The 25,096-nt window shown below is 65.0% G+C and carries 28 protein-coding genes and 1 tRNA gene; 15 read left to right on the plus strand and 14 right to left on the minus strand.

All coding sequences use genetic code 11. The features are described from left to right. Positions 1 to 196 precede the first annotated feature (196 nt). From ABMY26_RS13585 to ABMY26_RS13600, 4 genes are all read left to right on the plus strand, one after another. Positions 197 to 943 carry a creatininase family protein gene (locus ABMY26_RS13585; protein WP_372397813.1) on the plus strand — a complete coding sequence of 249 codons (747 nt, stop codon included), beginning with the start codon at positions 197 to 199 and terminating at the stop codon, positions 941 to 943. A 136-nt stretch (positions 944 to 1,079) separates the two neighbouring features. Continuing rightward, positions 1,080 to 2,120: a heat-inducible transcriptional repressor HrcA gene (hrcA, locus tag ABMY26_RS13590; RefSeq protein ID WP_045581274.1), complete on the plus strand. Its 1,041-nt coding sequence runs from the start codon at positions 1,080 to 1,082 to the stop codon at positions 2,118 to 2,120. 49 nt (positions 2,121 to 2,169) lie between these two features. Further along, complete coding sequence (grpE, locus tag ABMY26_RS13595) at positions 2,170 to 2,772, plus strand: nucleotide exchange factor GrpE (RefSeq protein WP_052709940.1); 603 nt, start codon at positions 2,170 to 2,172, stop codon at positions 2,770 to 2,772. A gap of 155 nt (positions 2,773 to 2,927) precedes the next feature. Then, positions 2,928 to 3,293 (plus strand): response regulator, encoded by a 366-nt coding sequence (locus tag ABMY26_RS13600; RefSeq protein ID WP_045581275.1) that lies wholly within the window; start codon positions 2,928 to 2,930, stop codon positions 3,291 to 3,293. A gap of 25 nt (positions 3,294 to 3,318) precedes the next feature. Here ABMY26_RS13600 and ABMY26_RS13605 read toward each other — a convergent pair whose 3' ends face one another. The 6 genes from ABMY26_RS13605 to ABMY26_RS13630 form a co-directional block, all read right to left on the minus strand. Then, positions 3,319 to 4,197 carry a DUF1848 domain-containing protein gene (locus ABMY26_RS13605; RefSeq protein WP_372397814.1) on the minus strand — a complete coding sequence of 293 codons (879 nt, stop codon included), beginning with the start codon at positions 4,195 to 4,197 and terminating at the stop codon, positions 3,319 to 3,321. Positions 4,198 to 4,252: 55 nt separating this feature from the next. Next, on the minus strand, positions 4,253 to 4,810 hold the full coding sequence (locus ABMY26_RS13610) for a NifU family protein (RefSeq protein WP_045581277.1): 558 nt from the start codon (positions 4,808 to 4,810) through the stop codon (positions 4,253 to 4,255). Between the two features lie 228 nt (positions 4,811 to 5,038). After that, positions 5,039 to 5,569 (minus strand): universal stress protein, encoded by a 531-nt coding sequence (locus ABMY26_RS13615; RefSeq protein ID WP_372397815.1) that lies wholly within the window; start codon positions 5,567 to 5,569, stop codon positions 5,039 to 5,041. A gap of 17 nt (positions 5,570 to 5,586) precedes the next feature. Beyond that, the gene (locus ABMY26_RS13620) at positions 5,587 to 6,354 is read right to left on the minus strand and encodes a TIGR02186 family protein (protein WP_045581279.1); all 768 of its coding nucleotides are present in this window, start codon (positions 6,352 to 6,354) and stop codon (positions 5,587 to 5,589) included. Further along, positions 6,354 to 7,271 (minus strand): sulfite exporter TauE/SafE family protein, encoded by a 918-nt coding sequence (locus ABMY26_RS13625; RefSeq protein WP_372397816.1) that lies wholly within the window; start codon positions 7,269 to 7,271, stop codon positions 6,354 to 6,356. The genes ABMY26_RS13620 and ABMY26_RS13625 overlap by 1 nt, the downstream gene beginning before the upstream one ends. A gap of 102 nt (positions 7,272 to 7,373) precedes the next feature. Further along, positions 7,374 to 7,919: a hypothetical protein gene (locus ABMY26_RS13630; RefSeq protein WP_372397817.1), complete on the minus strand. Its 546-nt coding sequence runs from the start codon at positions 7,917 to 7,919 to the stop codon at positions 7,374 to 7,376. Positions 7,920 to 8,026: 107 nt separating this feature from the next. Here ABMY26_RS13630 and ABMY26_RS13635 point away from each other — a divergent pair, with 107 nt between their 5' ends. Then, positions 8,027 to 8,506: a hypothetical protein gene (locus ABMY26_RS13635; RefSeq protein WP_372397818.1), complete on the plus strand. Its 480-nt coding sequence runs from the start codon at positions 8,027 to 8,029 to the stop codon at positions 8,504 to 8,506. A gap of 71 nt (positions 8,507 to 8,577) precedes the next feature. On the opposite strand, the gene ABMY26_RS13640 is transcribed toward ABMY26_RS13635, so the two are convergent. After that, complete coding sequence (locus ABMY26_RS13640) at positions 8,578 to 9,573, minus strand: adenosine kinase (protein ID WP_372397819.1); 996 nt, start codon at positions 9,571 to 9,573, stop codon at positions 8,578 to 8,580. A gap of 176 nt (positions 9,574 to 9,749) precedes the next feature. On the opposite strand from ABMY26_RS13640, the gene ABMY26_RS13645 reads away from it, so the two are divergent. From ABMY26_RS13645 to ABMY26_RS13660, 4 genes are all read left to right on the plus strand, one after another. Then, positions 9,750 to 10,223, plus strand: a complete 474-nt coding sequence (locus ABMY26_RS13645) for a winged helix-turn-helix transcriptional regulator (RefSeq protein ID WP_372397820.1) — start codon at positions 9,750 to 9,752, stop codon at positions 10,221 to 10,223. Next, complete coding sequence (gene fabF / locus ABMY26_RS13650) at positions 10,220 to 11,476, plus strand: beta-ketoacyl-ACP synthase II (protein WP_372397821.1); 1,257 nt, start codon at positions 10,220 to 10,222, stop codon at positions 11,474 to 11,476. The genes ABMY26_RS13645 and fabF overlap by 4 nt, the downstream gene beginning before the upstream one ends. A gap of 99 nt (positions 11,477 to 11,575) precedes the next feature. Continuing rightward, positions 11,576 to 12,271, plus strand: coding sequence for an EI24 domain-containing protein (locus ABMY26_RS13655; protein WP_372397822.1), 696 nt, complete (start codon positions 11,576 to 11,578; stop codon positions 12,269 to 12,271). 135 nt (positions 12,272 to 12,406) lie between these two features. Continuing rightward, positions 12,407 to 13,285, plus strand: coding sequence for a polymer-forming cytoskeletal protein (locus ABMY26_RS13660; protein WP_372397823.1), 879 nt, complete (start codon positions 12,407 to 12,409; stop codon positions 13,283 to 13,285). 110 nt (positions 13,286 to 13,395) lie between these two features. Here the strand turns inward: ABMY26_RS13660 and nth are convergent, their stop codons facing one another. Beyond that, on the minus strand, positions 13,396 to 14,031 hold the full coding sequence (nth, locus tag ABMY26_RS13665; protein WP_372397824.1) for an endonuclease III: 636 nt from the start codon (positions 14,029 to 14,031) through the stop codon (positions 13,396 to 13,398). 261 nt (positions 14,032 to 14,292) lie between these two features. Here nth and ABMY26_RS13670 point away from each other — a divergent pair, with 261 nt between their 5' ends. Both ABMY26_RS13670 and ABMY26_RS13675 read left to right on the plus strand, forming a co-directional pair. Beyond that, a complete protein-coding gene (locus ABMY26_RS13670) occupies positions 14,293 to 14,757 on the plus strand; it encodes a hypothetical protein (protein WP_372397825.1) in 465 nt (154 codons plus the stop codon). Between the two features lie 109 nt (positions 14,758 to 14,866). After that, positions 14,867 to 15,397 carry a DUF2244 domain-containing protein gene (locus ABMY26_RS13675; protein ID WP_372397826.1) on the plus strand — a complete coding sequence of 177 codons (531 nt, stop codon included), beginning with the start codon at positions 14,867 to 14,869 and terminating at the stop codon, positions 15,395 to 15,397. Between the two features lie 48 nt (positions 15,398 to 15,445). On the opposite strand, the gene ABMY26_RS13680 is transcribed toward ABMY26_RS13675, so the two are convergent. Beyond that, the gene (locus tag ABMY26_RS13680) at positions 15,446 to 17,818 is read right to left on the minus strand and encodes a mechanosensitive ion channel domain-containing protein (protein ID WP_372397827.1); all 2,373 of its coding nucleotides are present in this window, start codon (positions 17,816 to 17,818) and stop codon (positions 15,446 to 15,448) included. A gap of 236 nt (positions 17,819 to 18,054) precedes the next feature. On the opposite strand from ABMY26_RS13680, the gene ABMY26_RS13685 reads away from it, so the two are divergent. Both ABMY26_RS13685 and ABMY26_RS13690 read left to right on the plus strand, forming a co-directional pair. Next, positions 18,055 to 18,768, plus strand: a complete 714-nt coding sequence (locus ABMY26_RS13685) for a sulfite oxidase-like oxidoreductase (protein ID WP_372397828.1) — start codon at positions 18,055 to 18,057, stop codon at positions 18,766 to 18,768. A gap of 85 nt (positions 18,769 to 18,853) precedes the next feature. After that, a tRNA-Arg gene (locus ABMY26_RS13690) sits at positions 18,854 to 18,930 on the plus strand. A gap of 174 nt (positions 18,931 to 19,104) precedes the next feature. On the opposite strand, the gene ABMY26_RS13695 is transcribed toward ABMY26_RS13690, so the two are convergent. Beyond that, positions 19,105 to 19,536: a hypothetical protein gene (locus ABMY26_RS13695; RefSeq protein WP_372397829.1), complete on the minus strand. Its 432-nt coding sequence runs from the start codon at positions 19,534 to 19,536 to the stop codon at positions 19,105 to 19,107. A 214-nt stretch (positions 19,537 to 19,750) separates the two neighbouring features. Further along, positions 19,751 to 20,308, minus strand: coding sequence for a recombinase family protein (locus tag ABMY26_RS13700; RefSeq protein ID WP_372397830.1), 558 nt, complete (start codon positions 20,306 to 20,308; stop codon positions 19,751 to 19,753). Positions 20,309 to 21,115: 807 nt separating this feature from the next. On the opposite strand from ABMY26_RS13700, the gene ABMY26_RS13705 reads away from it, so the two are divergent. Beyond that, a complete protein-coding gene (locus tag ABMY26_RS13705) occupies positions 21,116 to 21,793 on the plus strand; it encodes a hypothetical protein (protein WP_372397831.1) in 678 nt (225 codons plus the stop codon). Beyond that, positions 21,790 to 21,987, plus strand: coding sequence for a hypothetical protein (locus ABMY26_RS13710; protein WP_372397832.1), 198 nt, complete (start codon positions 21,790 to 21,792; stop codon positions 21,985 to 21,987). Before ABMY26_RS13705 ends, ABMY26_RS13710 begins: the two co-directional genes overlap by 4 nt. A 20-nt stretch (positions 21,988 to 22,007) precedes the next feature. Here the strand turns inward: ABMY26_RS13710 and ABMY26_RS13715 are convergent, their stop codons facing one another. The 3 genes from ABMY26_RS13715 to folE form a co-directional block, all read right to left on the minus strand. Continuing rightward, positions 22,008 to 23,594 carry a DUF6538 domain-containing protein gene (locus ABMY26_RS13715; RefSeq protein ID WP_372397833.1) on the minus strand — a complete coding sequence of 529 codons (1,587 nt, stop codon included), beginning with the start codon at positions 23,592 to 23,594 and terminating at the stop codon, positions 22,008 to 22,010. A 248-nt stretch (positions 23,595 to 23,842) separates the two neighbouring features. Continuing rightward, positions 23,843 to 24,325: a Cys-tRNA(Pro) deacylase gene (gene ybaK / locus ABMY26_RS13720; RefSeq protein ID WP_372397834.1), complete on the minus strand. Its 483-nt coding sequence runs from the start codon at positions 24,323 to 24,325 to the stop codon at positions 23,843 to 23,845. 97 nt (positions 24,326 to 24,422) lie between these two features. Beyond that, positions 24,423 to 25,055 (minus strand): GTP cyclohydrolase I FolE, encoded by a 633-nt coding sequence (gene folE, locus ABMY26_RS13725; protein ID WP_372399010.1) that lies wholly within the window; start codon positions 25,053 to 25,055, stop codon positions 24,423 to 24,425. Between the last annotated feature and the right edge of the window lie 41 nt (positions 25,056 to 25,096).

Below are 25,096 nucleotides of genomic sequence, written 5' to 3' on the forward strand. Positions count from 1 at the left end.
TGGACCGGACGAATTGCACGCCATTGTAGTCATCGTTTTACCATTGCGCCAGCGCGGGATGAATTCGCACGCGACCATGGCGTCGTCATGCCGGCCCGGCGCAGGGAGCGGTTGTCGTCACCGCGGCGCGGCCTAACATGAAGGCCACGCCAAATCCTGCATCCAGCTTCCTGCTTCCAGTCGAGGATTCGCCACCGTGCAGCTTCACCTGAGCACCTGGGCCGAGGTCGAGACCTATCTGAAGACCTCCAAGGGCATCGTCATGCCGATCGGCTCGACCGAACAGCACGGGCCGAACGGTCTGGTCGGCACCGACGCCATCTGCGCCGAATTCATCGCGCGGGGCGTCGGCGATGCCACCGGCGCCCTGGTCGGCCCGACGATCCCGGTCGGCATGGCCGTCCACCACATGGAATTCCCCGGCTCGATGACGCTGAAGCCGTCGACCCTGATCGCCGTGCTGCGCGACTATGTCGGCTCGCTGGTCGAACACGGGTTCGAGCGCTTCTTCTTCGTCAACGGCCATGGCGGCAACATCGCCACGCTGCGCGCCGCCTTCTACGAAATCCATGCCGAGAACCGGGCGCAGCGCGGCCGCGACGCGCCGGACCTGCGCTGCACCCTGGTGAACTGGTGGGAGAATGCCGAGGTCGGCCGCCTGTCGCGCGAGTTCTACCAGGGCAAGGAAGGGTCGCACGCCACCCCCAGCGAGGTGTCGGTGACCCAGTACGCCTATCCGGACTCGATCAAGGCCGCGGCGATGGAGCCGGAGCAGGCGCCGGCCGGCGGTTTCCACGACGCCCGCGACTTCCGCCGCCGCTATCCGGACGGCCGCATCGGCTCGGCTCCCGGCCTCGCCCGGCCCGAGCATGGCCAGCGCCTCTATGAGGCGGCGGTCGGCGCCATCAGCGCCCAGTACCGCGCTTTTCTGGCGGAGCAGTGATGCCGGAGTGACGCCGGCGGGGCTTCTTCGCCCAGCACGTTGATTCGGCGGTCGGACCTGCCTAAATTCGGACCGGTTGACGGAATTCCCGTTCCGCAACCGTCCTGTCCGAACAGAAACCGGCCGTCCCCAGACCATGATCAGCGAGCTGAACCAGCGGTCACGCGAAATCTTCCGGTTGATCGTCGATGCCTATGTGGCGTCCGGCGAACCGGTCGGGTCGCGCACGATCTCCAGACGGCTCGGCATGGCCCTGTCGCCGGCGACCATCCGCAACGTGATGGCCGACCTGGAGGAACAGGGGCTGCTCTACGCCCCGCACACCTCGGCGGGACGCATCCCGACCGACGCCGGGCTGCGCATGTTCGTCGACGGTCTGCTGGAGATCGGATCGCTGACCGAAGACGAGCGTGCCGGGATCGAGGCGAAATGCGCCGCTTCCGGCCGCGCCTTCTCCGACGTGCTGGGCGAGGCGTCGGGAATGCTGGCCGGCCTGTCGCACTGCGCCGGGCTGGTGGTGGCGCCCAAGACCGACCGGCCGCTGAAGCATATCGAGTTCGTATCGCTCGGCCCCGGCCGTGCGCTGGTCGTGCTGGTGAACGAGGACGGGCTGGTCGAGAACCGGGTGATCGAGGTGCCGGTCGGCCTGCCGACCTCCACCCTTCAGACCGTATCGAACTTCCTCAGCGCCCGCCTTGCCGGCCGCACGCTGGACGAGGCGCGGCAGGAGGTTCTGCAGGACATCCAGGAACAGAAGACCCAGCTGGACGAGCTGTCGCGCAAGGTGGTCGCCGCCGGGCTGGCAACCTGGGCCGGCAGCGGCGGGTCGAACGCCGGCCAGCTGATCGTCCGCGGCCAGTCCCGGCTGTTGGAAGACGTGACCGCGCTGTCCGACCTGGAGCGCGTCCGCGGCCTGTTCGAAGCGCTGGAGACCAAGGAGACGATGCTGCGCATGCTGGACGCCACCGGGCGCGGCGACGGCGTGCAGATCTTCATCGGCGCGGAGAATGTGCTGTTCAACCACTCCGGCTGCTCGATGATCATCTCCCCCTTCCAGAACAGCCGCGAACGGGTGATCGGCGCCATCGGCGTCATCGGTCCGACCCGCATCAATTATGCCCGCATCATTCCGCTGGTGGACTACACCGCCAAGGTGGTCAGCCGCCTGATCGGCTGACCGCATCCATCCCCCCGCCTCACTCGACGAAGCAAGAATTGAGAAAACCATGAGCGAAGAGCAGAACAAGCCCGCCGACGCCGCAGTGGAGCCGACCGAGGCCACCGCCGAGACCGCCACGGCCCCGGAGAGCGCATCGCCGGAGGACCGCGTCGCCAAGCTGGAGACCGAGGTCGCCGGCCTGAAGGACCAGCTTCTGCGCGCCATGGCGGAAACGGAGAACACCCGCCGCCGTGCCCAGCGCGACCGTGAGGATGCCAGCAAGTTCGCCGTGTCGAGCTTCGCCAAGGAGCTGGTGACGGTCGCCGACAACCTGCGCCGCGCGCTGGACGCCGTTCCGGCCGAGGGGCGCGAGCAGGACGAAATGCTGAAGGGCCTCGCCGTCGGCGTCGAGGCGACCGAACGCCAGCTTCTCGCCGCCTTCGAGCGTGCGGGCATCAAGAAGATCGACCCGGCCGGCGAGCTGTTCGACCCGAACTTCCATCAGGTGATGTTCGAGATCGAGAACACCGGCAAGACCGCCGGCACCGTCGTCCAGGTGCTGCAGCCCGGCTACACGATCCACGGCCGCCTGCTGCGTGAGGCGATGGTCGGCGTCGCCAAGGGCGGCCCGAACGAGGCCGGCGGGCAACACGTCGATACGAAGGCGTAACGACTGAACCCCGGCGAGGCCCCGGCACCATTACCCGCGTGCCCGGGGCCTTGCCTGCGGTTCATGGGACCGGGGACGCTATCGGTTGACGGTCGGCGGGAAATTTCCTACGCCTACGATCCGATCCAATCGGCCGAGCAACCGGAGCCGTCCCAATGCCCAAGAGCGTCCTGACCGTCGACGATTCCAAGACCATCCGCGACATGGTCGGCTTCACGCTGAAGAATGCCGGCTATGAGGTGGCGGAGGCGTCGGACGGCAATGCCGGGCTGGCGTTGGCCAGCCAGCGCAAGTTCGATTGCATCATCACCGACCTGAACATGCCGGGCCTGGACGGGCTTGCCCTGACCCGTGCCATCCGCGCATCGGCCGTCAATCGCGCGACCCCCATCCTGCTGCTGACCACCGAGGCCGACCCCGGCAAGAAGACCGCCGGCCGCGAAGCCGGAGCCACCGGCTGGCTGGTCAAGCCCTTCAACCCCGAAAAGCTGGTCGAGACGGTTCGCAAGGTCTGCCCGTAAGGATGCGCGCTCCTGATCGGTGGGATCAGGAACTCCGCCGCGCCACCAGGAATTCCCCCTCCGGGTCGTGCGCGGCGAAGCGGCGCTGGGCCGTGGCACGGTCGGCGACGGCGTAACAATAGACACAGCCATGCGGGCAGCTGTCGTAATCGCCGATATCGCGGCTTTCGGCACACAGGCAGCCGGGACGGTTGCCCTTCTCCCGCGCGGCAACGGGATATCCTGCGACATCCGACAGGCGGGCGGCGTCGATGCAGCGGGCCGCTGCCGTGCCGGGCGTGTCCGCCAGGTCGGGCTGGGTGCAGAGGGTGAGCGCCATCCCCTCCCCCGCCGCGATGGATGCGAGGTCGGACAGCAGGACGCGCTTCTCCCCGGCATCCGGATCGTGCCAGCCGATGCCGGCGGCGGCGAGGTTGCGGGCTGTCTTGCGATAGGGCTGGAGGAAGGACACCGCCACCTCGTCGGTCACGCCATGCAGCCTGCGGGCGATGCGGGCGAAAATCTCCCGGTGCCATACGGGCGGTGTGGCGTCGGTCACGACGATGGGGTCGTAGCGCCAGACCGCGGCGCGCGGCCCCCATCGGTCGCGCACCCGCTCCATATGGCCGGCCGCCGTCTCCCAGTCGGGAACCGAGCGTTCCAGCGCGGTGGGCAGGCCGGTGACGCTGTACTGCACGACGAAGGGAAAGCCCTGCTCCGCCACGCTGTCGAGCGCGCCGAGGAAGGGTCCGAGATTCTTGGTCCAGAAGACGAAGCCGTCGACCGCCGGACGGGTCAGGTCGATGCGGTAGGTCTGGCCGCCATAGGGATTGACCATCCGGCAATGGCCGGCCTGGAGGCGGTTCAGGAACCAGCGTCCATAGAAGGCGGGAATGTCGGTCTTGTAGCTGGCGGAGATGATCATCGCCCCAGCATGGGCATGCCGGCCCGCCGCATCAAGGGACGGGCCGGCACAGGGCCTATTGGACCGAACGGACCTCGACCACTTCCGGGATGTAGTGGCGCAGCATGTTCTCGATGCCGTGCTTCAGCGTGGCGGTGGAGCTGGGACAACCGGAACAGGCCCCCTTCATCGCCAGATAGACCACGCCCTTCTCGAAGCCCTGGAAGGTGATGTCGCCGCCGTCCTGCGCCACCGACGGGCGGACGCGGGTGTCCAGCAGTTCCTTGATCTGCTCGACGATCTCCTCGTCGTCGGCGTTGGCCGCGGCGGCGTGGCCGTCGCCGCCATCCTCCAGCAGGACCGGCCGGTCGGCGGTGAAATGCTCCATGATGACGCCGAGGATCGACGGCTTCAGCAGGAACCAGTCGCGCGCATCGGTCTTACTGATGGTGATGAAGTCGGTCCCCAGGAACACGCCGACGACGCCCTCGATCTCGAACAGGCGCTGGGCGAGCGGTGAACGGGCGGCATCCTCGCGGCTGGTGAAGTCGGCGGTGCCGCGTCCGAGCACGTCACGCCCCGGCAGGAACTTGAGAGTCGCCGGGTTGGGCGTCTGCTCGGTCTGAATGAACATGGTCTGGTCCTCCATCGGCGCCGGAACGGAACTGCCGGCGCGCCCGGGATTGGGCTGCGGAACGATCGGATGGAAATCTGGGCCGAATCGCCGGAGGTATCAAGGACCCGATCCGTGTGGGTATTCGGCAGGTAAGGATACCGTGGCAGCTTCTGGCATGGAAATGGCGCTTCCCGGCCGGAAAAAACGACCGGCGCCCGTCCATCCTTACCTGGTCGCTATCCTTACTTACGTGATCGCGTCCAGCGCCTCGTTGCTCAGCCCGCCGGGGACGATGGTCAACGGAATGTGCAGGCGGCCCAGGCCGCGGCCGGTGTAGTAGGAGATCAGCGGGCCGGGGCCTTCGGGATCGGTGCCGGCGGCCAGCACCAGGATCGAGATGCTCGGCTCCTCCCCGATCAGGGCCAGCACCTCCTCGGTGCGGTTGCCTTCGCGGACATAGAGCGCCGGCAGGGTGCCGGTCAGCTGGTTGACCTCACGCGCCAGCTTCTGGAGCTTCTGTTCCGCCTCGGCGCGCTGTTCCTCGCGGATCAGGTTCTCCACCGCCAGCCAGTGCTGCATCTCGCCTTTCTCCAGCACGGCCAGCAGCGCCACCTTGCCACCCGACTTGCGGGCGCGCAGGCAGGCATAGCGCAGCGCCACCTTCAGCTCCGGGCTGTCGTCGACCACCACCAGGAAGATGCGCACCGGCTTCGCCGGCTGGGGAGCGGGGTTTTCCGGCGTCGGGGCCGGCATCGGGAATTGTGTCGCGTCGGTCATCTCAAAACACCTCTCGGCTAGACCCGGCGGAAGGCGGCGCCGGCCGCCCAGCCGGCCGCGATGGCGCCGACGACGGCCGCCACCCCGTAAACGACCGGGCGGTTGCGGGCGAAGTCCGACACTTCGGCGCTGAACCCGATCTTCGACACAACCAGCGGCGTGGTCTGGGCGCTGACCACGTCGCCGTCCCGGATCAGCAGGGCTTCGACATTGTACAGCCCGGTGGGGACATTGGCGGGGAAATAGATGTTGGTGCGGAACAGCCGCTCGCCCAGGAAGGCGACCTGCCCCGACGCGATGGCGTAAAGCCCCTGGCGCTGCTTGTTGCGGATCAGCGCGGAGCGGAAGGCGGCCTGCTCGTCCGGCGGCAAGGCGGCATCGGCGGCCAGTTGCAGCTGCGGCAGGCCGAGCTGGTGACGCTCCAGCACCGGACGGCCGACCAGCTGGTCGAGCGGCCGGCTGACCGCCACCGTGTAGAAGCCTGGAACCTGGTCGAAACGCAGGCTGTCGGTGTTCATCCACATGCCGGCCACCCGTTCCTTGCGGCGGACGGTGGCGGAGCCGCGCGGGCCGGTGACGACGATGGCGACGTCGCCCGCCCCGTCGGTGGTGCCGAACAGCACGACCTCCGTCCCGGTGAAGCCGGTGGTGATGGCGATCAGGTGGCTCGACAGGTCGGCGACCAGCTGCTGGGCCCACACCGTCGCCGCCACCGTCCCGCCCAGCAGCAGCCCGGCCAGCCCCGCGGCCCCCTGCACCAGACGGCGTTTGGCCAAGGCGCCCATCACCGCATCCCCATCGTCAGGGTGAACAGGTCGTCGGGCCGGGAAAACAGGTCCCAGGCCAGCTTCAGCGCCACCGCCACCACGATCGTCGCCAGCGCCAGCCGGGCGGTCTCGCCACGCAGGCGGCTGCCGGCCCTGGTGCCGAACTGCGCGCCGATCACGCCGCCGACCAGCAGCAGAAGCGCCAGCATGGCGTCGACCGTCTGGTTGGTCGCGGCCTGCAGCAGGGTTGCCGCCGCAGTGGTGAAGATGATCTGGAACAGCGAGGTTCCGGCCACCAGCCCCGCCGGCATGTTCAGCAGGTAGATCATCGCCGGCACCAGCAGGAAGCCGCCGCCGATGCCCATGATCGCCACCAGCATGCCGCCGACCGCCCCGATCCCCGCCGGCAGCAGGGCGGAGATGTAGAGCTTGGAGCGCTGGAACCGCATCTTGAAGGGCAGGCCGTGCAGCCAGATGTGGCGGTGCAGCTTGCCGCGCTTGGCGGTCGGGGCACGGCGGCGCAGGATGGCGCGGCTGCTCTCCACCAGCATCATGCCGCCGATGGTGCCAAGGAAGAAGACGTAGGACAGGGTGATCGCGATGTCGATCTGGCCCAGCCGCTGGAGGATGCCGAAGATCCATACCCCCACCGCGGTGCCGATGACGCCGCCGGCCAGCATCACGACGCCCAGCTTGACGTCGACATTGCCGCGCCGCCAGTGCGCCAGGACGCCCGACACGCTGGCCGCGACCAGCTGGTTGGCCTGGGTGCCGACGGCGATGGCAGGGGGAACGCCGATGAAGATCAGCAGCGGCGTCATCAGGAAGCCGCCGCCGACCCCGAACATCCCCGACAGGAAACCCACCAGCCAGCCCATGCCGAGCACCAGCAGCGCGTTGACCGACATCTCGGCAATCGGCAGATAGACTTGCATGGGGAGCGTGTCGGTCGGCTGCGGCGGGTGCGGCAGCTTACCCGAGGCGGTGCGCCCTTGAAAGCTGGAAGGGGAAAGCTGGAAGGGGAAAGCCGGAGCCGGTCAGTGGACGGGGGCGTGGAAGTAGACCTTGTATCCCGCCTTTTGCGGAAAGGCATGGTCGGCCTCGCGCCGGGCCGCCGACAGGTCCGGTGCATGAACCATCACCCGGTTGCCATATCGCCAGGCCGGATTGACCGGTCGGCCGGCGGCCCGCGCAGAGGTCGCATCGAACTCCACCTCGGCCCGGAAGCGGCGCCGGCCGCTGCCGGGCTTGCCCAGGACGTGGAGGAAGACCGGCGGCGCCTTGTCGAATGCTTCGATCTGCCGCTGAATCTGCTGCACGCGCTGTTCGGCTGCGCCAAGGCGGATCTTCGCCTCCTCAAGCCGGCAGTTCAGGTCGAGCAACGCTTCGGTATCGGCCTGGTGCCGTTCCTTCAGCGGCACCACCGACTGCCGCAGCCGGTCGAGCCCCGCCATGCGATCCCAGCCGCGCCGGATGCCGATCCAGCACAGGTGACACAGGATCGCCAGCGCAGCCACCAGCGGAACCGCCGAATCGAGAATGCTCCGCACTGTTTCCATCACCGCACCGCCCTTCCCCTTCATTCAATCGCTCCCGTGCCGATGGCACGGCGGTTGCTGGCTGAAGACGACGCAGCAAAGAACATGCCGGAGAGAACAATGGACGAACCGTTTCAGCCGATGGCCGGACGATGAGCACGGGGGCTCCGCTGGCCCTGCTGCTGGAAATGGTGATTTCGCTGGCTTGCCTCAGCTGGATCACCGCATCGATCCTGCGGGCCGGAAAGCGGATGGCGGCCGTCCAGCGGCGCCGGTACCAGTTGAACCGGGGCCGGAAGGAGCTGGCGCAGACCTCGGAGGTCCTGCGCCGCGACATATACCGTCAGGAAATCGAGCTGCGCCAGACGGAAGAGGCCATCTCCGTCCGCCAGGCGGAGGCGGCGGACCTGCAATCGCGGCTGAACGACCTGCGCCGCCAGGGGCCGCGGGAATACACGCTGCTGAACGAACGCTTCGGAGACCGCGACCAGCTGTGGCTACTGACCATTCCGAAGCCGGAACGACCGGAATGCTGGGCGGTGGCGGCATCCGACAGCGGGACGGCGATGGCGCTGCTGTCCGGTCATGTTGCCGCCGTCGAGCGGCCGGTGCTGGACGGGCAACTCAACTGAACGTGACCGGCCGGCATTGCAAAACGCAACCCGGCCGGCAGCATCTTCGCGATCTGACGTGCGAAATGCAGTTACAGCACGCCCTTGCCCGCGACCAGGTCACGCAGGTCCACTTCCGGCCGGGCGCCGACATGGCCGATGATCTCTGCCGCGGCGATCGCGCCCAGGCGGCCGCAGACCGCAGGCTCCAGGCCGCGGGTGTAGCCGAACAGGAAGCCGGCGGCATAGAGGTCACCGGCACCTGTGGTGTCCACCACCCGCTCCACCCGCTCGGCCGCCACCTCGACGACCTTGCCGTCGGCGACAATGACCGCGCCCTTCTCGCTACGGGTCAGGGCGGCGGTCTTGCCCAGGCGCGCCACCGCGGCCAGCGCATCCTCGAACCGGTCGGTGCCGTAGAGCGCGCCGATCTCATGCTCGTTGGCGAAGAGGATATCGACGTGGTTCTCCACCAGATCGACGAATTCGGCATGGTGACGGTGGACGCAGAAGCTGTCGGACAGCGACAGCGACACCTTGCGGCCGGCGGCATGCGCAATGGATGCGGCCTTGCGGAACGCCTCCTTGGCGCGGGGAGGATCCCACAGATAGCCTTCCAGGTAGGTCACCTGCGAGCCGGCGATCACTGCCTCGTCGATGTCCTCCGGCCCCAGTTCCACGCAAGCGCCGAGATAGGTGTTCATCGAGCGCTGCGCGTCCGGCGTCACCAGGATCAGGCACCTTGCGGTCGGCGCCCCGGCCACCAGCGGCGCGCTGTCGAACGCGACGCCCGAGGCGCGGATGTCGTGGCGGAAGACGTCGCCCAACTGGTCCTTGGCGACCTTGCCGATATAGGCACCGCGCCCGCCCAGCATGGCGATGCCCGCCATCGTGTTGCCGGCCGATCCGCCGGAGACCTCCACGCCCGGCCCCATGCGGCCGTACAGCTCCTCCGCCCGGGCGGCGTCGATCAACGTCATCGCCCCCTTTTCGATGGTGTTGGCGGCGAGGAAGGCGTCGTCGGCGTGGGCGATCACGTCCACGATGGCGTTGCCGATGCCGGTGACGTCGTAGGCGGACGCGGCCATGGGCTCTCCTGACAGGTCTTGCGGTGAAGGCGATGTTGCGGCGCGAGTATAGCCGCGGCTGCCAGCTTCACAAGCGCGGCCCCTGGAATCACTCCCTTGCTCCGGTCTCCCTTGCGTCCGTGATGTCGGATCCGACTTACTTGCATTATGAAAGTAACAATGCCACAGTTGCGGCGATGCGACGCACCCGCCTGGCCGACGCCCCTTGCCCCATCGCCCGCAGCCTCGACGAGGTCGGTGAATGGTGGTCCCTGCTGATCCTGCGCGATGCGATGCGCGGCGTGACCCGCTTCGACGAGTTCCAGCGCGGCATCGGGCTGGCCACCAACATGCTTTCCCGCCGCCTGCAGGCGCTGGTGGAGGCGGGACTGCTGGAAAGGCTGCCCTACCAGGACCGGCCGCCGCGCCACGGCTACCACCTCACCGACAAGGGACGGGACTTCCTGCCGGTGCTGGTCGCCATGGCCGGCTGGGGCCGCCGCTGGCTGCTGCCGGACGGCGCCTTCGAATTGATCGACCGCGAGACCGGCCGGGCCGTCGACCCGGTGCTGGTCGACCGCAACACCGGCGAGCCGATCCGGCCGGACCGGCTGCGCGCCGCGATGGCTTTCCCTTCACAGGACGCAACGGCAAAGGACGCAATGGAATGAGACGAGTCGTGGTCACCGGCCTTGGCGCCGTCACTCCGCTCGGGGCCGGCGTGGGGTCGAGCTGGCGCGCCGTGCTGGACGGGAAAAGCGGTATCCGGGCGGTGGTGGGCGTCGATGCCGCCGACCTCCCCTGCCGCATCGCCGGACAGCTGCCCGGGACCGGGGACGCTCCCTTCGACGCCGACGCGGTGGTGCCGCCCAAGGACCAGCGCAAGATGGACCGCTTCATCCTGCTGGCGCTCGCCGCCGCGGAGGAGGCGGTCGCGGACGCCGGCTGGCGCCCCGCCGACACGGAGGCGCAGGAACGCACCGGCGTGCTGATCGGCTCCGGCATCGGCGGGTTGCCGGCACTGGCCGAAGGGGCGTTGTCCCTGCACGGGAAGGGACCGCGCCGCATCTCCCCCTTCTTCGTGCCGTCGACCCTGATCAATCTGGCCTCCGGCCATGTGTCGATCCGCTACGGCTTCCGCGGTCCGAACCATGCCGTCGTGACCGCCTGCGCGACAGGAGCGCACGCCATCGGCGACGCGGCACGGCTGATCATGATGGACGACGCCGACGTCATGCTGGCCGGCGGCAGCGAGGCGGCGATCTGCCGCCTGGGGCTGGCCGGATTCTGCGCCGCCCGCGCCATGTCCACCGGCTTCAACGACGATCCGGCCCGTGCGTCGCGCCCCTGGGACCGCGACCGCGACGGTTTCGTGATGGGCGAAGGCGCAGGGGTGCTGGTGCTGGAGGAGCTGGAGCACGCGAAGCGGCGCGGCGCCACGATCCATGCCGAGGTCACCGGCTATGGCCTGTCGGGCGACGCCTACCACATCACGTCCCCGGCGGAGGACGGCAACGGTGCCTTCCGCGCCATGCGCGCCGCGTTGAAGCGGGCCGGCCTGTCGCCGGACGCCGTCGACTACGTCAATGCCCACGCCACCTCGACCCCTGCCGGCGACCCGGTCGAGATCGTCGCGGTCAAGCGGCTGTTCGGCCCGGCGGCGTCCAGCCTGTCGATGTCCTCAACCAAATCGGCGACCGGCCATCTGCTGGGTGCCGCCGGCGCGGTCGAGGCGATCTTCGCCATCCTGGCGCTGCGCGATCAGGTGGCGCCGCCGACCCTGAACCTGGAAGCACCGTCGGAGGGCTGCGACCTCGACCTCGTGCCCCTGCGGCCGAAGGAGCGGCGCATCCGCCATGTGCTGTCCAACAGCTTCGGCTTCGGAGGCACCAACGCGGCGCTGGTGTTCAGCCCGGTGGCGTGAGGGTGCTTTTTGGACGGTCGGGGGTGGAAGCGGGCAACCGGTAACCGTAGATATGCGGGCGGCTTTCACCCCTTTCCCCCACCGTTTCACGGACCGCCGATGATACGCGCCCTCGTCCTCGCCTTTGCCCAGCTGTCCGATCCGCGCGTGCGCCGGGTGGTGTGGACCGGCGTGTTCGTCTCCGCGCTCGCCTATGGGCTGCTGGCCGGCGGGGCCTGGTGGGCCCTGTCGGTGACGCCGCTGACCGGCTATGGCTGGCTCGACGGCATCATCGACCTGCTGGGCGGGCTGGGGGTGCTGCTTCTCGCCTGGCTGCTGTTCCCGGCAACCGTCGGCATGGTGTCGAGCTTCTTCCTGGACGAGGTGGTTGAACGGGTGGAGGCACGGCATTACCCCACCCTGCCCGCCCCGCGCCGGGCCGGCTGGCTGGAGGAGCTGGCGACGGCGCTGCGCTTCCTGATCTTGGTGCTGGCCATCAACCTGCTGGCCCTGCCGATCTACCTCTTCGCGCCAGGCCTGAACCTGATCGTCTTCTACACCGTCAACGGCTATCTGCTGGGACGGGAATATTTCGAGATGGTGGCCCATCGGCGGCTCGACCGCGTGTCGGCCCGGGCGCTGCGGCGGTCGCGGCCGCTGAAACCTTTTTTGGCCGGGATCGCCATTGCCTTTCTTTCGTCAATCCCCTTCGTCAATTTGCTCGTCCCGGTCGTCGCCAGCGCCTTCATGGTTCATGTCCTACAGTCCATGTCGGCTCCTCTTGCGGCAGGCCGGACGACCGTGATACGCCGCTAGGTGGCACGGTCGCAGACGGCCTGCCAGAGACCAGCCCGCCAGAGGCCCGTCTGCCCGGCGGCGCCTTTCCGGCACCGGGCCTCTCGACTTCCGGCTCACTCCGCCACCCGTATGTCCTGATTGGGGGAACCGCTCATGCTGTTCGGACGAAAGACTCCGCCCGCCGCTCCCAAGGCCGACAGCCCCACCCCACCGCCGCCGGGCGCCCGTCCGTACGGCGCGGGCGATGCCGGCACCGTCTCGCCGCTCGCCTCGCTGAACACCCCGGCACCGGGCGCCGAACCGGTATCCGCCGTCGCGACCGGAGCAGCCGCACCCAGCATGGCCCACGCCCTGGCCGACGCGCAGCCCGCCGCACCGGCTTATCCCGCTATGCCTTCCGCCTCGAAGGGACCCGATATGACCAGCATTCCCAAGCCTCCGACCGCGCCGTCCGTGCCCGGCGCCGGCTTCAAGACCGATGTACCGCGCCGCGTGGTCGATATGCCGGGCTCGGCCCCGCGCCAGCCGTCCATGCCCATTGCCACCCCGTCGGCCGCACCGATGGCCGCCGCCCCCGCCCCGGTCCCGGTGGCTCCGCTCGCACCGGCGATGCCGGAGCAGCGCCGCCTGACCGTCGGCCGCGACATCTCCCTGTCGGGCGAGATCGGCTCCTGCGACGTCCTGGTGGTTGAAGGCAACGTCGAGGCCAAGCTGCGCGAGGGCCGGTCGGTCGAGATCGCCGAGACCGGCCTGTTCAAGGGCTCGGTCGAGATCGAGGAGGCCGACATCGCCGGCCGCTTCGAGGGCGATATCTCCGTGCGAGGCCGCCTGACCGTGCGCTCCACCGGCAAGATCACCGGCTCGATCCGCTTCGGCGAACTGGCGGTGGATGCCGGCGGCCAGTTGATCGGCGACATCCAGCTCTACAGCACCGGCGTCAAGCCGGCCGCCGCGCCGGTTGCGGCTCCCGCCGCCCAGCCGGTTGCGGTTCCCTCCGCCGAGGCCCCGCTCGCCCCGGCGGAAGCCGTCTGAGCAAGGCCGACCCCGCTCGAACGCTACCCCATCACGGAGAACGCCCGGCTGGCCCCCGCCACGCCGGGCGTTCTCCGTTCCGGTCAGGCCAATCGGCGTCGGCCTTCCCGTCAGGCGATGATCTTGTCCTTGAAGGCGCAGAGATCGGCGACCGGGCAGATCGGACAATCGGGCTTGCGCGCCTTGCAGACATAGCGGCCGTGCAGGATCAGCCAATGGTGGGCGTGGCGGCGGTAGAGCTTCGGCACCGCCTTCAGCAGCTTTGCCTCCACCGCGTCGGGTGTCTTGCCCGGAGCGAGGCCGGTGCGGTTGCCGACGCGGAAGATATGGGTATCGACCGCGATCGTCTCCTCACCGAAGGCGACGTTCAGGACGACGTTGGCGGTCTTGCGGCCGACCCCGGGAAGCTGTTCAAGCGCCTCACGGTCGCGCGGCACCTCGCCGCCGTGCCGCTCGATCAGCAGCTCCGACAGCCGGATGACGTTCTTCGCCTTGGTGTTGAACAGGCCAATGGTCTTGATGTAGCGGCGAAGCCCCTCCTCGCCCAGCGCCACCATCTGCTGCGGTGTGGTGACGATCTGAAACAGCGGGCCGGTGGCCTTGTTCACCCCGATGTCGGTTGCCTGGGCCGACAGCACGACGGCGACCAGCAACGTGTAGGGATTGAGGTATTCCAGCTCGCTCCGGGGTTCCGGGTTGGCGGCGGACAGGCGGCGGAAGAATTCCTGGATCGCGGCGGGCTTCATGGCCGCCACCTTAACCGCAACGCCCAGGCTTGCGCCAGTGGGTCAGTCTGCCTCCCGGTTTGGATCGGCATGTCGCAGTTTGCGACAAAAACTGAAAGAATTCGCATAAATCCAACAGAAATCGACGCAGGAATACGGCTTTGCCGGCGCTTCCCCGGTGGCGTATGATTTGCTTACCGCCAAGACACCGTTTGAACGCCTGTAAATGAACCGCGAACTGTTTGCGGCGGTGGCGTTCGGATTGGATAAGGATGTGTGGAGATGACCGCGTCTTATCTTGTGGAAATACTGGATTGGGGACTGCACTTGCGATTGCAGGGCGCGCTGCCGGTGGAGGTGCGCGACAACATCGCCCGGCAGGTCGAAATACAGTGTGCCAATCTGGCCGCCCGCTCCACGCCGTGGAGCAGTCTGGTCGAATTCGACCATTTCGAAGCCGATGGGTTCCGGCCCGAAATCGTCGTGGCGCTGATGAAGCTGGCCCGCCGCTGCGGCCATGTCCGCAGTGCCGTGGTGATGACCGACTGGCATTGGGCCTCGGTGATGGCCGAGACGATGATCGCCGCCGGCATCGACGACCAGGCGCGGATTTTCGTGCAGGCGGCCGGCGGACCGGGAGAGGCGCTGACCGGCGAACCGCAGGCCGGCGATCTGGCAGGGCTGGACAGCGCCATGGCCTGGGTGCTGTACGGCGGCGCGGTGCCGATGGTGTCGAAGGCGGCATGACCCGCCTTCCTTGCCATTTTCAGACGGGCACCGGTCGGCTAGAATGATCGCTATGCCCATCGTCAGCTCAGAGAACAATCCAGATTTGGATGCTCCGCCGGCCGTTCCCATGGTGTGTTCCACCGGAACCGGCGCGGTGCGCGTGTTCTTCGATGCCATCCTCCATCCGCATCGCAGCCTGGGACGCGGCGGTTTCCGGATGCTGATGGCGGTAGTGGTGGCGATGAACATTATCATCGCCGGCATCTTCGTCGCCAACGGCGCCTGGCCGGTGGTCCCGTTCTGCGGCCTGGACGTGCTGGCCCTGTGGCTTGCCTTCCGCGTCAGCTACCGTTCGGCCCGGCAGTATGAGCGGGTCCGGCTGACCGACAGCGCCCTGACGGTGCAGCGGGTCCATTGGAAGGTCCCGGAACGGCGCTGGTCCTTCCATCCCTATTGGCTGCGCGTCAGCCACGATGAGCGGGCCGAGCATGACCGGCGGGGCTTCGCCGCCGGTCATGTCATGCTGAGTTCGCACGGCCAGTCGGTCCGCGTCGGATCCTTCCTGTCCCCGGACGAACGCTCCGCCTTCGCCCTTGCGCTGGGCGACGCCCTGCGCGCCTGGCGCCGGCCGCGCTGTCCGGCGGAACCGGCGGGTTGAGAGCGGGCCGAGGCTCCCTCCACCCGGCCGGCTGCCGGTTTTGTTCCGTTACGACCCCTGGCTCAACGCCTCCGCCAGCGCACGGTCCTGTGGGTTGTGCCCGACGACCAGCTGCATGGACTGGGTCGGCATGCTGATCCCCAGCTCGTCGAACCGCTTCTTCAGCAACCGGTTGAACTCGCGGGTCACGCCCCACTGGCGCGTCGGCCGGGTCTTGAACTGGGCGAGGATGTTGATGCCGGTGTCCGACAGCTTGTCGACACCCAGCACCTCCAGCGGGGTCAGGATGTCGGCCGCGAACTGCGGCTGGGCCTGCACCTCCGCGCCGGTCTCCTTCAGGACGGCGATGATGCGGTCGGGATCCTCGCGGTTCGACACCATGACGTTGAACAGCGTGACCGAGAAGTCCTTGCTCATGTTCTTCACGGTGGTCACGGCGCTGAACGGAACGGAATGCACCGCGCCGGCTCCGTCGCGCAGACGGATGGAGCGAATGGAGATCGCCTCCACCGTACCGGAATGGCCGCCGCCGACATCGACCACGTCGCCCACCGACACCGTGTCCTCGAACAGGATGAACAGGCCGGTGATGATGTCCTTGACCAGCGTCTGCGAGCCGAAACCGATGGCCAGACCGACGACACCGGCACCGGCCAGCAGGGGAGCGATGTTGACGCCCAGCTCCGAGAGGCTGATCAGCGACACCATCGTCACCAGCAGGATCAGGAAGGCGTTGCGCAGCAGCGGCAGCAGGGTGCGCATGCGGGCGCTGCGCTCGATGCGGGTGCCGTTCCTGTCGGTGGTGCGCAGGAAATGCTCGATCAGCGCACTCACCACCTCCCAGGCGACGATGGCGCCGGCCAGCAGCAGGCCGATGGAGATGGCGCTGCCGACGATGCGTCGGCCGATGGCGGATTCGACGAGGCCCAGCGTGTCGATGCCCCAGCCGTTCAGCGCCACGCCCAGGGCAACCAGCCAGATGATGGCCTTGCCGATGCGCTGGACGATGGGAAGGTAATGGAAGGCGCGGATATGGAGTTGCGGCAGGTTGCCGGCAAGCTCGCGGTTCATGGTCAGGCCGCGGCGCAGCGCCCGGTTCAGCCCGGTCACCAGCAGCCGCGCCACCACCACCGCCAAAACGGTCAACGCGGTGCCGCGGGCCAGATATTCGAAGCCGCCATAGACGTTCAGCACCCAGACGCCCAGCGTCACCACGACATAGAGGATGGCGAGCACATGCCAGATCTCGGCGAAGCGGCGGCGCGCGGTGCGCAGGACCGCCCCTTGCCCTTCGGCCTCGCGCCGGGCAGTCGCCAGCGGGTCGCCGTCGCCCGACAGCGGGTTGCCGCGCATCCAATCGGCAACGCCGACGCGATTCTGCAGGATCAGCGCGATCAGCATGCCGGCGATCACCACGCCCAGCAGCTTCAGCAGCGCGCCGTAGGCACCCAGAGGCAGGCCCAGCACATAGGCGCCTTCCGCCAGGAAATAGCCATAGACCGCGACCGCGATCAGGCGCCGCGACCAGACATAACAGCGCTGCGCCCCGGCATCGCTGGTCTGGACCAGCCGCAGGTTGCCCGCTTCCGGCGCGAACAGCATGCGCACCACGATCAGCAGCGCCTGGGTGATGACGGTGGCGTTCACCACCGCCAGCGCCACCAGGCGCACGCGCGGCGCCGGCTCGGTCACCGACAGGACGGTGTAGGCGACGACGATGAAGGCGACGATCGGCGCCAGTTCCAGCACCGCACGGCCCAGCAGCATCGGGATGCGCAGCAGGGCCGAACCGACATGGCGGGCGGCCAGCGCATGGCGCGGCCGCTTCAGCAGCCACTCCACTCCGCCTGCGACGAGTGCGCCGACGCCCAGGATCATCGCCAGCTGGATGCCGATCTGAACCCAACGGTCGCGGGCAGTGTCGTCCTCCACCTGCCGCTGGACCCAGGACAGGGCTCCGGGCAGATCGGAGAAGACATTGCCGACCTGCACGATCTGGCGGCTGACCACATCCATCCGCGCCGCCAGGAAAGCCAGCGCATGGGCGCCGATGGTCTGCGGCAGCGCCGACTCGCCCTCCGATTCCTTGGCCTGGGCCAAGCCGCGCTGGGCGGTGATCAGGTTACGCAGCTGGGTGACCAGCTGTGTCCGCGCATCCTGGTTCTCCAGCGTGCCGACCAGCGCTTCGAGCTGCTGGACGGTCGCCTCGTCCACCACAACCGGGGCTGCCCCCGCAGCGGCCGCGGCCCCGCCTGCGGCAGGTGCCGGGACGGCGCCGGAAGGTACGGGCGAGGCGGCCAGGGCGGAAGGTCCCGCCCAGGCAAGCAGGGCCGCGAGCAGCAGGACGGCCAGGCCGCCGGACAGGAACAGACGCCAGGCGCGTGCGACAGGGTTTGCGGCGGGCGTTGCGGACCGGATCATCGGCAATTCACTCGGCTGGTCTTGGGAAAACGGACGGCAAGGACAGGCGGACGCTTGAGCCGCCGGCCGGAACCCTGGCGCGGAACTGTGGCTCCAATATGCCGGGCTCCGGGAAGTTAGTTCTCCCGCTTCCGCTTGCCAACCCGGCCGTCTGTTCCTTTTTTAAGCGGACCCCATGCCGGAACCGATAGCCACCCGAAGCAGCCGACCCGAAACCCCTGAGTCAAGGATATGCCATGAGCGATACCCCCGCCGGATCGGACCGGCCCCTCGGGCCGGATGCCGCCCAGGATGTGGAACGGGAGGGTGCCGTCCGCGACAAGCTGGTCGCCACCAAGGAGCAATGGGCCCGGCAGGGCCGCGCCCTGACCGGACAGGCCGCCGACCCGGCGCGCGCGCGGCTGCCGCCCGGCCAGCGGCTGGTGACCGACTGGCCGGTGCTGGATCTCGGCATCACACCGAAGCTGACGACCGGCAACTGGACCCTGACCGTGGACGGGCTGGTGGAGAACCCGCTGTCCTGGCGCTGGGAGGATTTCCAGGCCCAGCCGCAGGAACGGTTCGTCTCCGACATCCACTGCGTCACCACCTGGTCGCGCTATGACAACCGGTGGGAAGGCGTCAGTGCCCGCCGCCTGCTGGAACTCGCCCGTCCGAAGCCGGAGGCGAGCCATGTCGTCTTCCATTCCTTCGACGGTTACACCACCAACGTCGCGCTGTCCGACTTCGACGATGACGGCGTCCTGCTCGCCACGAGCTGGGAAGGCCAGCCGATCAGCCGCGACCATGGCGGGCCGGTGCGCGTCGTGCTGCCCAGGCTGTATTTCTGGAAGAGCGCGAAGTGGGTGAAACGGATCGAGCTGCTGGCCGGCGACCGCAAGGGCTATTGGGAGGTCCGCGGCTACAACAACCACGCCGACCCGTGGCTGGAGGAACGCTATTCGGACTGACCGTCCCCTGTGTCGCTTCCGGCGGCACTTGTCAGCAAAAGCCACTTCCGCCATCGGAACGAAACGGCTAAGGTGCGGCGCAAGTGGCCCCGTAGCTCATCAGGATAGAGCGCGAGTTTCCTAAACTTGAGGCAGCAGGTTCGAGTCCTGCCGGGGTCACCATTTTTTAAAAACACAATAAAATCAATTGCTTAGATAGATAGCAAGCGCCAGCGATGGCACAGCAAATTGGCACATTCGTTGGCACATGTCTGGCACGCAAGGGACGCTACTGGAAACGCAGCGCCCCTTGTCGATTGCCAAACCCATTAACTGCATAACGGCGGTTTGCTTCGCTCAGTAGAGTCGGGAGAGACCACCCATTGGATACGCGCCAGCTAACCCACCGTTAGCGGCATAGCCTGTATTATAGGTGCTTTGGGGATAGAGGCCGCCGAGGCCATTAGGTGGGCTGGCGTAGCTGTTCTGCATGCCCGCTTGCGATAGCCCGAAAAGCGCAGCGATCAGGCCTCCATTTGCTCCAAGTCGTGCATTCGTCAGCCAGTTCAGCGGACGTAGATTGGAAACATCATCAAGGCCACCCATACACTTAGGAACCGGGAAATGGTCCATCTCCCAGCCGTATAGATGGCTACGGTCCCCATATGCCCAGAAGAACATAAACTGCCCAAATGCATCCACGCGCCATAAGGCTTGGTCATATCCGTAGACCGGACTTCCCTTGATCCATACGGCGAATTTCTTTTGCTCTTCGGTAGGCTTGTTCATGCGCGGACGCCTCCTTCGGGGCCTCTAACTGTGGATAATCAGGAATAGACACCAACGTTCCGTAGGTGTTCTTTTGCACAATAGCATCACCTGATATTTCGAGACAGCTACATTTAGGGGCTATGCCAAAGGAGCAGCACCAGCCATAGCGCGTGTTGACCTTCTTCCCTGAAATACCAATAGGTTGAAATTCCTGATCACATTAGAAACAGAATTATCCAACCATTTCAAGAATTCGATAGACACTTGCACGACCGATCCCAAGTCGTTTTGCAATCTCACTGGCTCCCATACCCTGAGATTTCAGCGCCATCACGTCTTCTGCTTTCGCTTGTGCCGTTGGCTTTCGCCCCTTGTACTTCCCTTCCGCCTTGGCCTTGGCGATACCCTCCCGCTGACGTTCAAGCATGATCTCCCGCTCAAACTCCGCCACACCACCGAGCATGGTCAGCATCAGCTTCCCCGTAGGGGTGCTGGTATCGATCCCCATGTTCATGATGCGCAAGGACGCGCCCTTGGCCTTCAGCGTGTCGAGGATCGTCATCAGATGGGCAACGGAGCGTGCCAAGCGGTCCAACTTCGTCACTACCAGGGTATCGCCTTCCCGGATGAATTCCAGCGCCAGCGCAAGCTGCTCGCGACTCGCCACGTCTACGGATGATACCTGTTCCTGAAACAGCTTCTCGCACCCGGCCGCTTGAAGGTCACGTACCTGCGCTTCTATCCCGGCCCTCTGATCAAGCGTGCTCGTACGTGCGTAGCCGATCAACATGGCGCTATCCTCCCTATCCGTCCCAATAGACTCTTGGACTTTATGACCGAATTGCCTCAAATCTGTCAACACCATTCTATTGAGACAGCTTGAGCGCTGGTATGAGACGACTCACATGGCCTCGCTTTATTGAGACGGCACGCAAGACGGATGATGCGCTCGATATGAACTGCGGGAACGCACCCTTACCGATTTCCGCCTTGTAAGAGGGAGCCGTGCCGAGCAGTCGTCATGCTCAAAATGTTTTGACCCAGTTTGGCGCAAGTATCGTCCAAGTACCCCCCTCACCTGGGCCACCCCCACCCCACCATCTTGCGTATACGAGAAAGACATAGATTACCAAATTTTGATTGTTACCAAGTTATTATACCCTGCTTCTGTGACACTTAAATCATCGTATTGGCTTGGTAACTTCTCGCACGGGAAGGTTACCAAGATCAAGTCTTTGAAATGGTTTCAATCAATCCATGGTGTCTGCATACGTGCTTGCGACTGGCTGCCCCATCACCGATTTCGTTACCATCCCCATTCTTTCAGCAAAAACATGCCAGTCACCCCTTGAAACCGGGTCTGGCAATCCCCATATATCTGTTCGTCTGTCGTTTATGGCGGACTCCCCCCTTATACTGCATCCGAAACGTTGACGATTTTCGCCCTGCGTTAGCCGGGAAAGATCGTGGCGGAACAGCACGTTATTGTCTGTGCTGCTGCCGGATCAGTATTAAGAACATCCCGTATTGTTATTCATACCATCCCCACGGCATTACCCGTGCGAGATACGCTGCCTTTTACAACACAAGGATTTGAATGTCCCCTGTTAAGACCGATGCAATCAGCATCGACTCTGTTATTTCGCTCGTAAATGCTTTCGCGTACGCCGAATACACTGGCACCCCGTTTACCGTATACCTTGCTATTTCATGGTCTAAGACACAGGATTGGACCGATGATCAAATTTCCAACAAACAAGAGGCCTTTGCCCGTAAACTGCGCAAGTGGTTGTCTGCCCGAAACATCCCTCTCGCTTACCTGTACACGTCAGAGATTGGGAATAAACTTGGCATAAACACCCACGTCGCAGTTCACATCCCGTTTGAACACTTCTTTGAATTTCAAAATGTTTTGAACAGTCTCGTACCAGGGTTCAATGGCAATCATGCCACTGCAAAGGTCCAAGACGACAAGTGGAGGAAGCAGCCAAAGTACCATTACCACCCGAATCAGCGACTTGGGTCGTTCAAATATCTGCTTAAAGGCATCGATCCCGATGCATCCTTCAACGCCAATGGCACTCGGATCAAATGGTGCGAAGCCATCGGCATCATACCAAAGTCACAAGGAGTCATAGTAGGACGGCGTGCAGGTGTCTCCCATACGCTTGGAAAGATTGCCAGAGGAAACGCAGGCTGGATTGACCGAACTTCACCAGCGGCCATTGCAGCGGCTCTGACGCTCCTTCCCAAGGGTAAGCGAGGTGCGGAATGAATTACCGCAACCTGCGCAAAGCCATCATGGCCCGACCAAAGGCACGTCGTTACTCGCCTACCCGGAAAGGACCGGACGGAATGCCTGTCTTCCAGCCCCTCAGTGAAGGGCTTGAAGCCGCCATTGACCGGCTTCAAATCGCTGGCAAACTCAATGGTGACATGACTCCGCCGGGCTTCACCGACAGGCGATGAAAATGTTTTGGGATCGGAGGTCAGCCCCCTTCGATCCCGAACTGCACCTTGTCGATAGCCGCTTTCATGCTGGGGATAGAGTGCTTGCCGTAGCTCCGTCCCACATGGCTGCTTTTGTGTCCGGTAAATCGGTCGTGAGTGTCTTCATCCAGACCCGCTGCGCGACAAGCACTCTTGAAAGTGTGTCGCAGAGAGTGAAATGTCTTCGACTCGTCGGTAATGCCAGCCCTATCAATAACTCTGTTTAGTCTCTGCGAAGCAGCAGCGTGCCTTCCTCCAAACATCGGTCCTTCCGATGGAACGAAATCCTCAATTCCATCAGAAATTAACTGCTGATGTACAGGTACCTTTCGGTAGGAACTTGCTGTCTTTAGACTTTTTTCACCTTCATCCGTTAGGTTGAAGTATAGTACTCCACCCTCTTTTTTTATGTCGTCCGCCGTCATCTGGTGGATTTCACCAAGCCGTGCTCCGGTGTAGAGGCAGATACGGAACAGCCACCAATCTTTTGAACGGTTCGGCAGAACCCCGAAAATATCCTTAAGATCATCTGGAGTGAAGTCATCCCGTCGCTTGCTGTCATTTGGCGGGGAGAACGTAACCTCTTGAAACGGGTTAACCTGAACGCGACTATTCCCCATTGCAGTCTTGAATATCGTGTTCAGAAGCGTCCAAGACTTTGCTTTGGTAGCAGATGCTTGATCTAGACTGATTAGGTGGTTCTTGAATGCAAGCACATGTTCCTTCGTAACGTCGTCGTATGGTAGCGGGCCGTTTACCTGTTCAAAAAGACGAATTGCTTTCTTTGCTTCGATGATCGTCTTTTCCTTGACGCTCTTTTCTCGTTTCCAATCATCCATCAAAGAAAGTATACCATTACCTTTTCTACACAGATCATCGCTAGAACGATCTAGAATAGCGGATCTCTTTGCCCACAACGTTTTTTCTTCAGCATCAAGCAACTTGATCAGGCAATCTCGGACCGGAATGACAAACCGTTCGGGAATTACAAAACGCGGCTCTCCGTCCTCATGATGACCCACGATGAAGCTGGTGCTATGCGCACGTTCATATCTGTTCTGCGCAATCGCGTCGTCAATCAGCGCCAAAACATTTTCAGCGGTATCTTCCTCATTAATGATGGCTTGTCTCATCACGCTTTGAATCAGCGTCTCACGGTCGGGCGACGAAAGGGAGAGACCTTTCTCGTCTACCAGCGCCGCCGCTTCTTCATACGTGGGGGTGCGCAGCCAATGATGATCTCCATCCTCCATCACATCGACCATGCTGCGGGCGGTAGAATTGACCGCCTTGACAGCCTCTACAAAGGCCGTGGATTCAAGGAACTGCTTTTCTGCTGCGACCCTACGCGCCTCTTCTTCAAGCGCATCAGCGGCCTTCCTACGGGCAGCACGGACTGCTTCAAACTCGGCGTCCAGTTCGGCTAGCTTGATATGCAACAGCCGTTCCGCCTCCCGCTTCTCCTGCGTGCCAAGGGAGCCGCGAAGGTCCGTCTTAGGAAAGTCAGCACGCACATCGTTGGGTACGACCTTGCGGTACCACCAGTACCCTTGTCGCTGATAGAGGTGCTTGACGGGCTTTGCCATTGGAGCGCTCAAAGTGGCACACGAGAATGGCACATTCGTACCACGATCCGGCCCCTGCTACCAATGCATTCAGTGTTTCCAACGCATATTGCGCCAAGGATGAACCCCTCCTGCCGGGGTCACCACTCGGTTTTCGCAGCGATGCCTAGAGTGCGAGCGGTTCAAGCGGAATGGCTTGAACCGTGAATCACACGGAAAATCAAAAAGCTAGAGTCTGTCAGGTGCTTCAATTAAGAACCTGACAGACTCTAATGAGCGACAATGGCGCAGACCATCGCTTTCGTCATTCCAGCAAGATCGGCGGGCGCCAGCACGATCTGCAGGCCGCGCCGGCCGCCATTCACCACCATTTCCGCCAAGTCTTCGGCGCTCCGGTCGATGAAGGTCGGCAAGGCCTTCTTCTGGCCGAGCGGGCTGATGCCGCCGACCAGGAAGCCGGTGGTCTTTTCCGCCAGCGCCGGGTCCGCAAGGTCGGCCTTCTTTGCCTTGGCCGCCGCGGCGATCGCCTTCAGGTCCAGCTTGGCCGCGACCGGGATGACGGCGCAGGCCAGCGCCTTGGGTTCCAGCTGGACGATCAGCGTCTTGTAGACGATGGCGGGGTCGAGCCCGAGCGCCTCGGCCGCATGCAGGCCGATGGCGTCGGCCGACGGGTCGTACTCATACTCCATCAGCCGGAAGGCGACGCCCGCCGCCTTCGCCGCATTGACCGCCGGTGTCACCTTCGCCGCCATGCCCAGCACCCGTCCGCCGATGAATCGCGGCGGGAGCTTGGCAGGGCCGGTTGGGAGTGTAAAGCCTCCCCCGGCATCGGCAGCCGTGGATAAGGGATCACTCCATCCCGCGGGAAGACGGGTTGCCGATCATGGTCAGGAATTCACGGCGGGTGGAAGGGTCGGTGCGGAAGGCGCCGAGCATTCGGCTGGTCACCATGGTGACGCCGGTCTTGTGGATGCCGCGGGTGGTCATGCACTGGTGCTGCGCCTCGACCACCACGGCGACCCCCTCGGGCTGGAGGACCTCGTCGATGGTGTTGGCGATCTGGGCGGTCATCTTCTCCTGGATCTGCAGGCGCTTGCCATAGGCCTCGACCAGCCGCGCCAGCTTGGAGATGCCGACGACGCGGCGGCGCGGCAGATAGGCGACATGCGCCTTGCCGATGATCGGCACCATGTGGTGCTCGCAATAGGATTCCACCCGGATATCGCGCAGCACGACCATCTCGTCGTAGCCGTCGGTTTCCTCGAAGGTGCGCGACAGGATCTCCACCGGGTCGATGCCGTAGCCGGCGAAGAACTCCTCATAGGAGCGGGCGACCCGGTCCGGTGTGCCGACCAGCCCCTCGCGCGTCGGGTCGTCGCCGGCCCAACGGATCAGGGTACGCACCGCCTCCTCCGCTTCCGCGCGGGACGGACGGACGACAGCGGGCGTCTCGGAGCGGGGCCGTCCGAGGCCGCGAAGCACGTTGTCGACGAGCGGGGTCTTGGTAGCCGTCACGGGAGACA

Source organism: Azospirillum sp. HJ39 (assembly GCF_041507355.1).
Lineage (GTDB): Bacteria > Pseudomonadota > Alphaproteobacteria > Azospirillales > Azospirillaceae > Azospirillum > Azospirillum thiophilum.

What these genes read in the sequence shown, in the direction of transcription:
- hrcA (WP_045581274.1), top strand. Translation starts at nt 1,080, where the DNA reads ATGATCAGCGAGCTGAACCAGCGGTCACGCGAAATCTTCCGGTTGATC.
- grpE (WP_052709940.1), top strand. Translation starts at nt 2,170, where the DNA reads ATGAGCGAAGAGCAGAACAAGCCCGCCGACGCCGCAGTGGAGCCGACC.
- ABMY26_RS13600 (WP_045581275.1), top strand. Translation starts at nt 2,928, where the DNA reads ATGCCCAAGAGCGTCCTGACCGTCGACGATTCCAAGACCATCCGCGAC.
- ABMY26_RS13605 (WP_372397814.1), bottom strand. Translation starts at nt 4,197, where the DNA reads ATGATCATCTCCGCCAGCTACAAGACCGACATTCCCGCCTTCTATGGA.
- ABMY26_RS13610 (WP_045581277.1), bottom strand. Translation starts at nt 4,810, where the DNA reads ATGTTCATTCAGACCGAGCAGACGCCCAACCCGGCGACTCTCAAGTTC.
- ABMY26_RS13615 (WP_372397815.1), bottom strand. Translation starts at nt 5,569, where the DNA reads ATGACCGACGCGACACAATTCCCGATGCCGGCCCCGACGCCGGAAAAC.
- ABMY26_RS13620 (WP_045581279.1), bottom strand. Translation starts at nt 6,354, where the DNA reads ATGGGCGCCTTGGCCAAACGCCGTCTGGTGCAGGGGGCCGCGGGGCTG.
- ABMY26_RS13625 (WP_372397816.1), bottom strand. Translation starts at nt 7,271, where the DNA reads ATGCAAGTCTATCTGCCGATTGCCGAGATGTCGGTCAACGCGCTGCTG.
- ABMY26_RS13630 (WP_372397817.1), bottom strand. Translation starts at nt 7,919, where the DNA reads ATGAAGGGGAAGGGCGGTGCGGTGATGGAAACAGTGCGGAGCATTCTC.
- ABMY26_RS13635 (WP_372397818.1), top strand. Translation starts at nt 8,027, where the DNA reads ATGAGCACGGGGGCTCCGCTGGCCCTGCTGCTGGAAATGGTGATTTCG.
- ABMY26_RS13640 (WP_372397819.1), bottom strand. Translation starts at nt 9,573, where the DNA reads ATGGCCGCGTCCGCCTACGACGTCACCGGCATCGGCAACGCCATCGTG.
- ABMY26_RS13645 (WP_372397820.1), top strand. Translation starts at nt 9,750, where the DNA reads ATGCGACGCACCCGCCTGGCCGACGCCCCTTGCCCCATCGCCCGCAGC.
- fabF (WP_372397821.1), top strand. Translation starts at nt 10,220, where the DNA reads ATGAGACGAGTCGTGGTCACCGGCCTTGGCGCCGTCACTCCGCTCGGG.
- ABMY26_RS13655 (WP_372397822.1), top strand. Translation starts at nt 11,576, where the DNA reads ATGATACGCGCCCTCGTCCTCGCCTTTGCCCAGCTGTCCGATCCGCGC.
- ABMY26_RS13660 (WP_372397823.1), top strand. Translation starts at nt 12,407, where the DNA reads ATGCTGTTCGGACGAAAGACTCCGCCCGCCGCTCCCAAGGCCGACAGC.
- nth (WP_372397824.1), bottom strand. Translation starts at nt 14,031, where the DNA reads ATGAAGCCCGCCGCGATCCAGGAATTCTTCCGCCGCCTGTCCGCCGCC.
- ABMY26_RS13670 (WP_372397825.1), top strand. Translation starts at nt 14,293, where the DNA reads ATGACCGCGTCTTATCTTGTGGAAATACTGGATTGGGGACTGCACTTG.
- ABMY26_RS13675 (WP_372397826.1), top strand. Translation starts at nt 14,867, where the DNA reads ATGGTGTGTTCCACCGGAACCGGCGCGGTGCGCGTGTTCTTCGATGCC.
- ABMY26_RS13680 (WP_372397827.1), bottom strand. Translation starts at nt 17,818, where the DNA reads ATGATCCGGTCCGCAACGCCCGCCGCAAACCCTGTCGCACGCGCCTGG.
- ABMY26_RS13685 (WP_372397828.1), top strand. Translation starts at nt 18,055, where the DNA reads ATGAGCGATACCCCCGCCGGATCGGACCGGCCCCTCGGGCCGGATGCC.
- ABMY26_RS13695 (WP_372397829.1), bottom strand. Translation starts at nt 19,536, where the DNA reads ATGAACAAGCCTACCGAAGAGCAAAAGAAATTCGCCGTATGGATCAAG.
- ABMY26_RS13700 (WP_372397830.1), bottom strand. Translation starts at nt 20,308, where the DNA reads ATGTTGATCGGCTACGCACGTACGAGCACGCTTGATCAGAGGGCCGGG.
- ABMY26_RS13705 (WP_372397831.1), top strand. Translation starts at nt 21,116, where the DNA reads ATGTCCCCTGTTAAGACCGATGCAATCAGCATCGACTCTGTTATTTCG.
- ABMY26_RS13710 (WP_372397832.1), top strand. Translation starts at nt 21,790, where the DNA reads ATGAATTACCGCAACCTGCGCAAAGCCATCATGGCCCGACCAAAGGCA.
- ABMY26_RS13715 (WP_372397833.1), bottom strand. Translation starts at nt 23,594, where the DNA reads ATGGCAAAGCCCGTCAAGCACCTCTATCAGCGACAAGGGTACTGGTGG.
- ybaK (WP_372397834.1), bottom strand. Translation starts at nt 24,325, where the DNA reads ATGGCGGCGAAGGTGACACCGGCGGTCAATGCGGCGAAGGCGGCGGGC.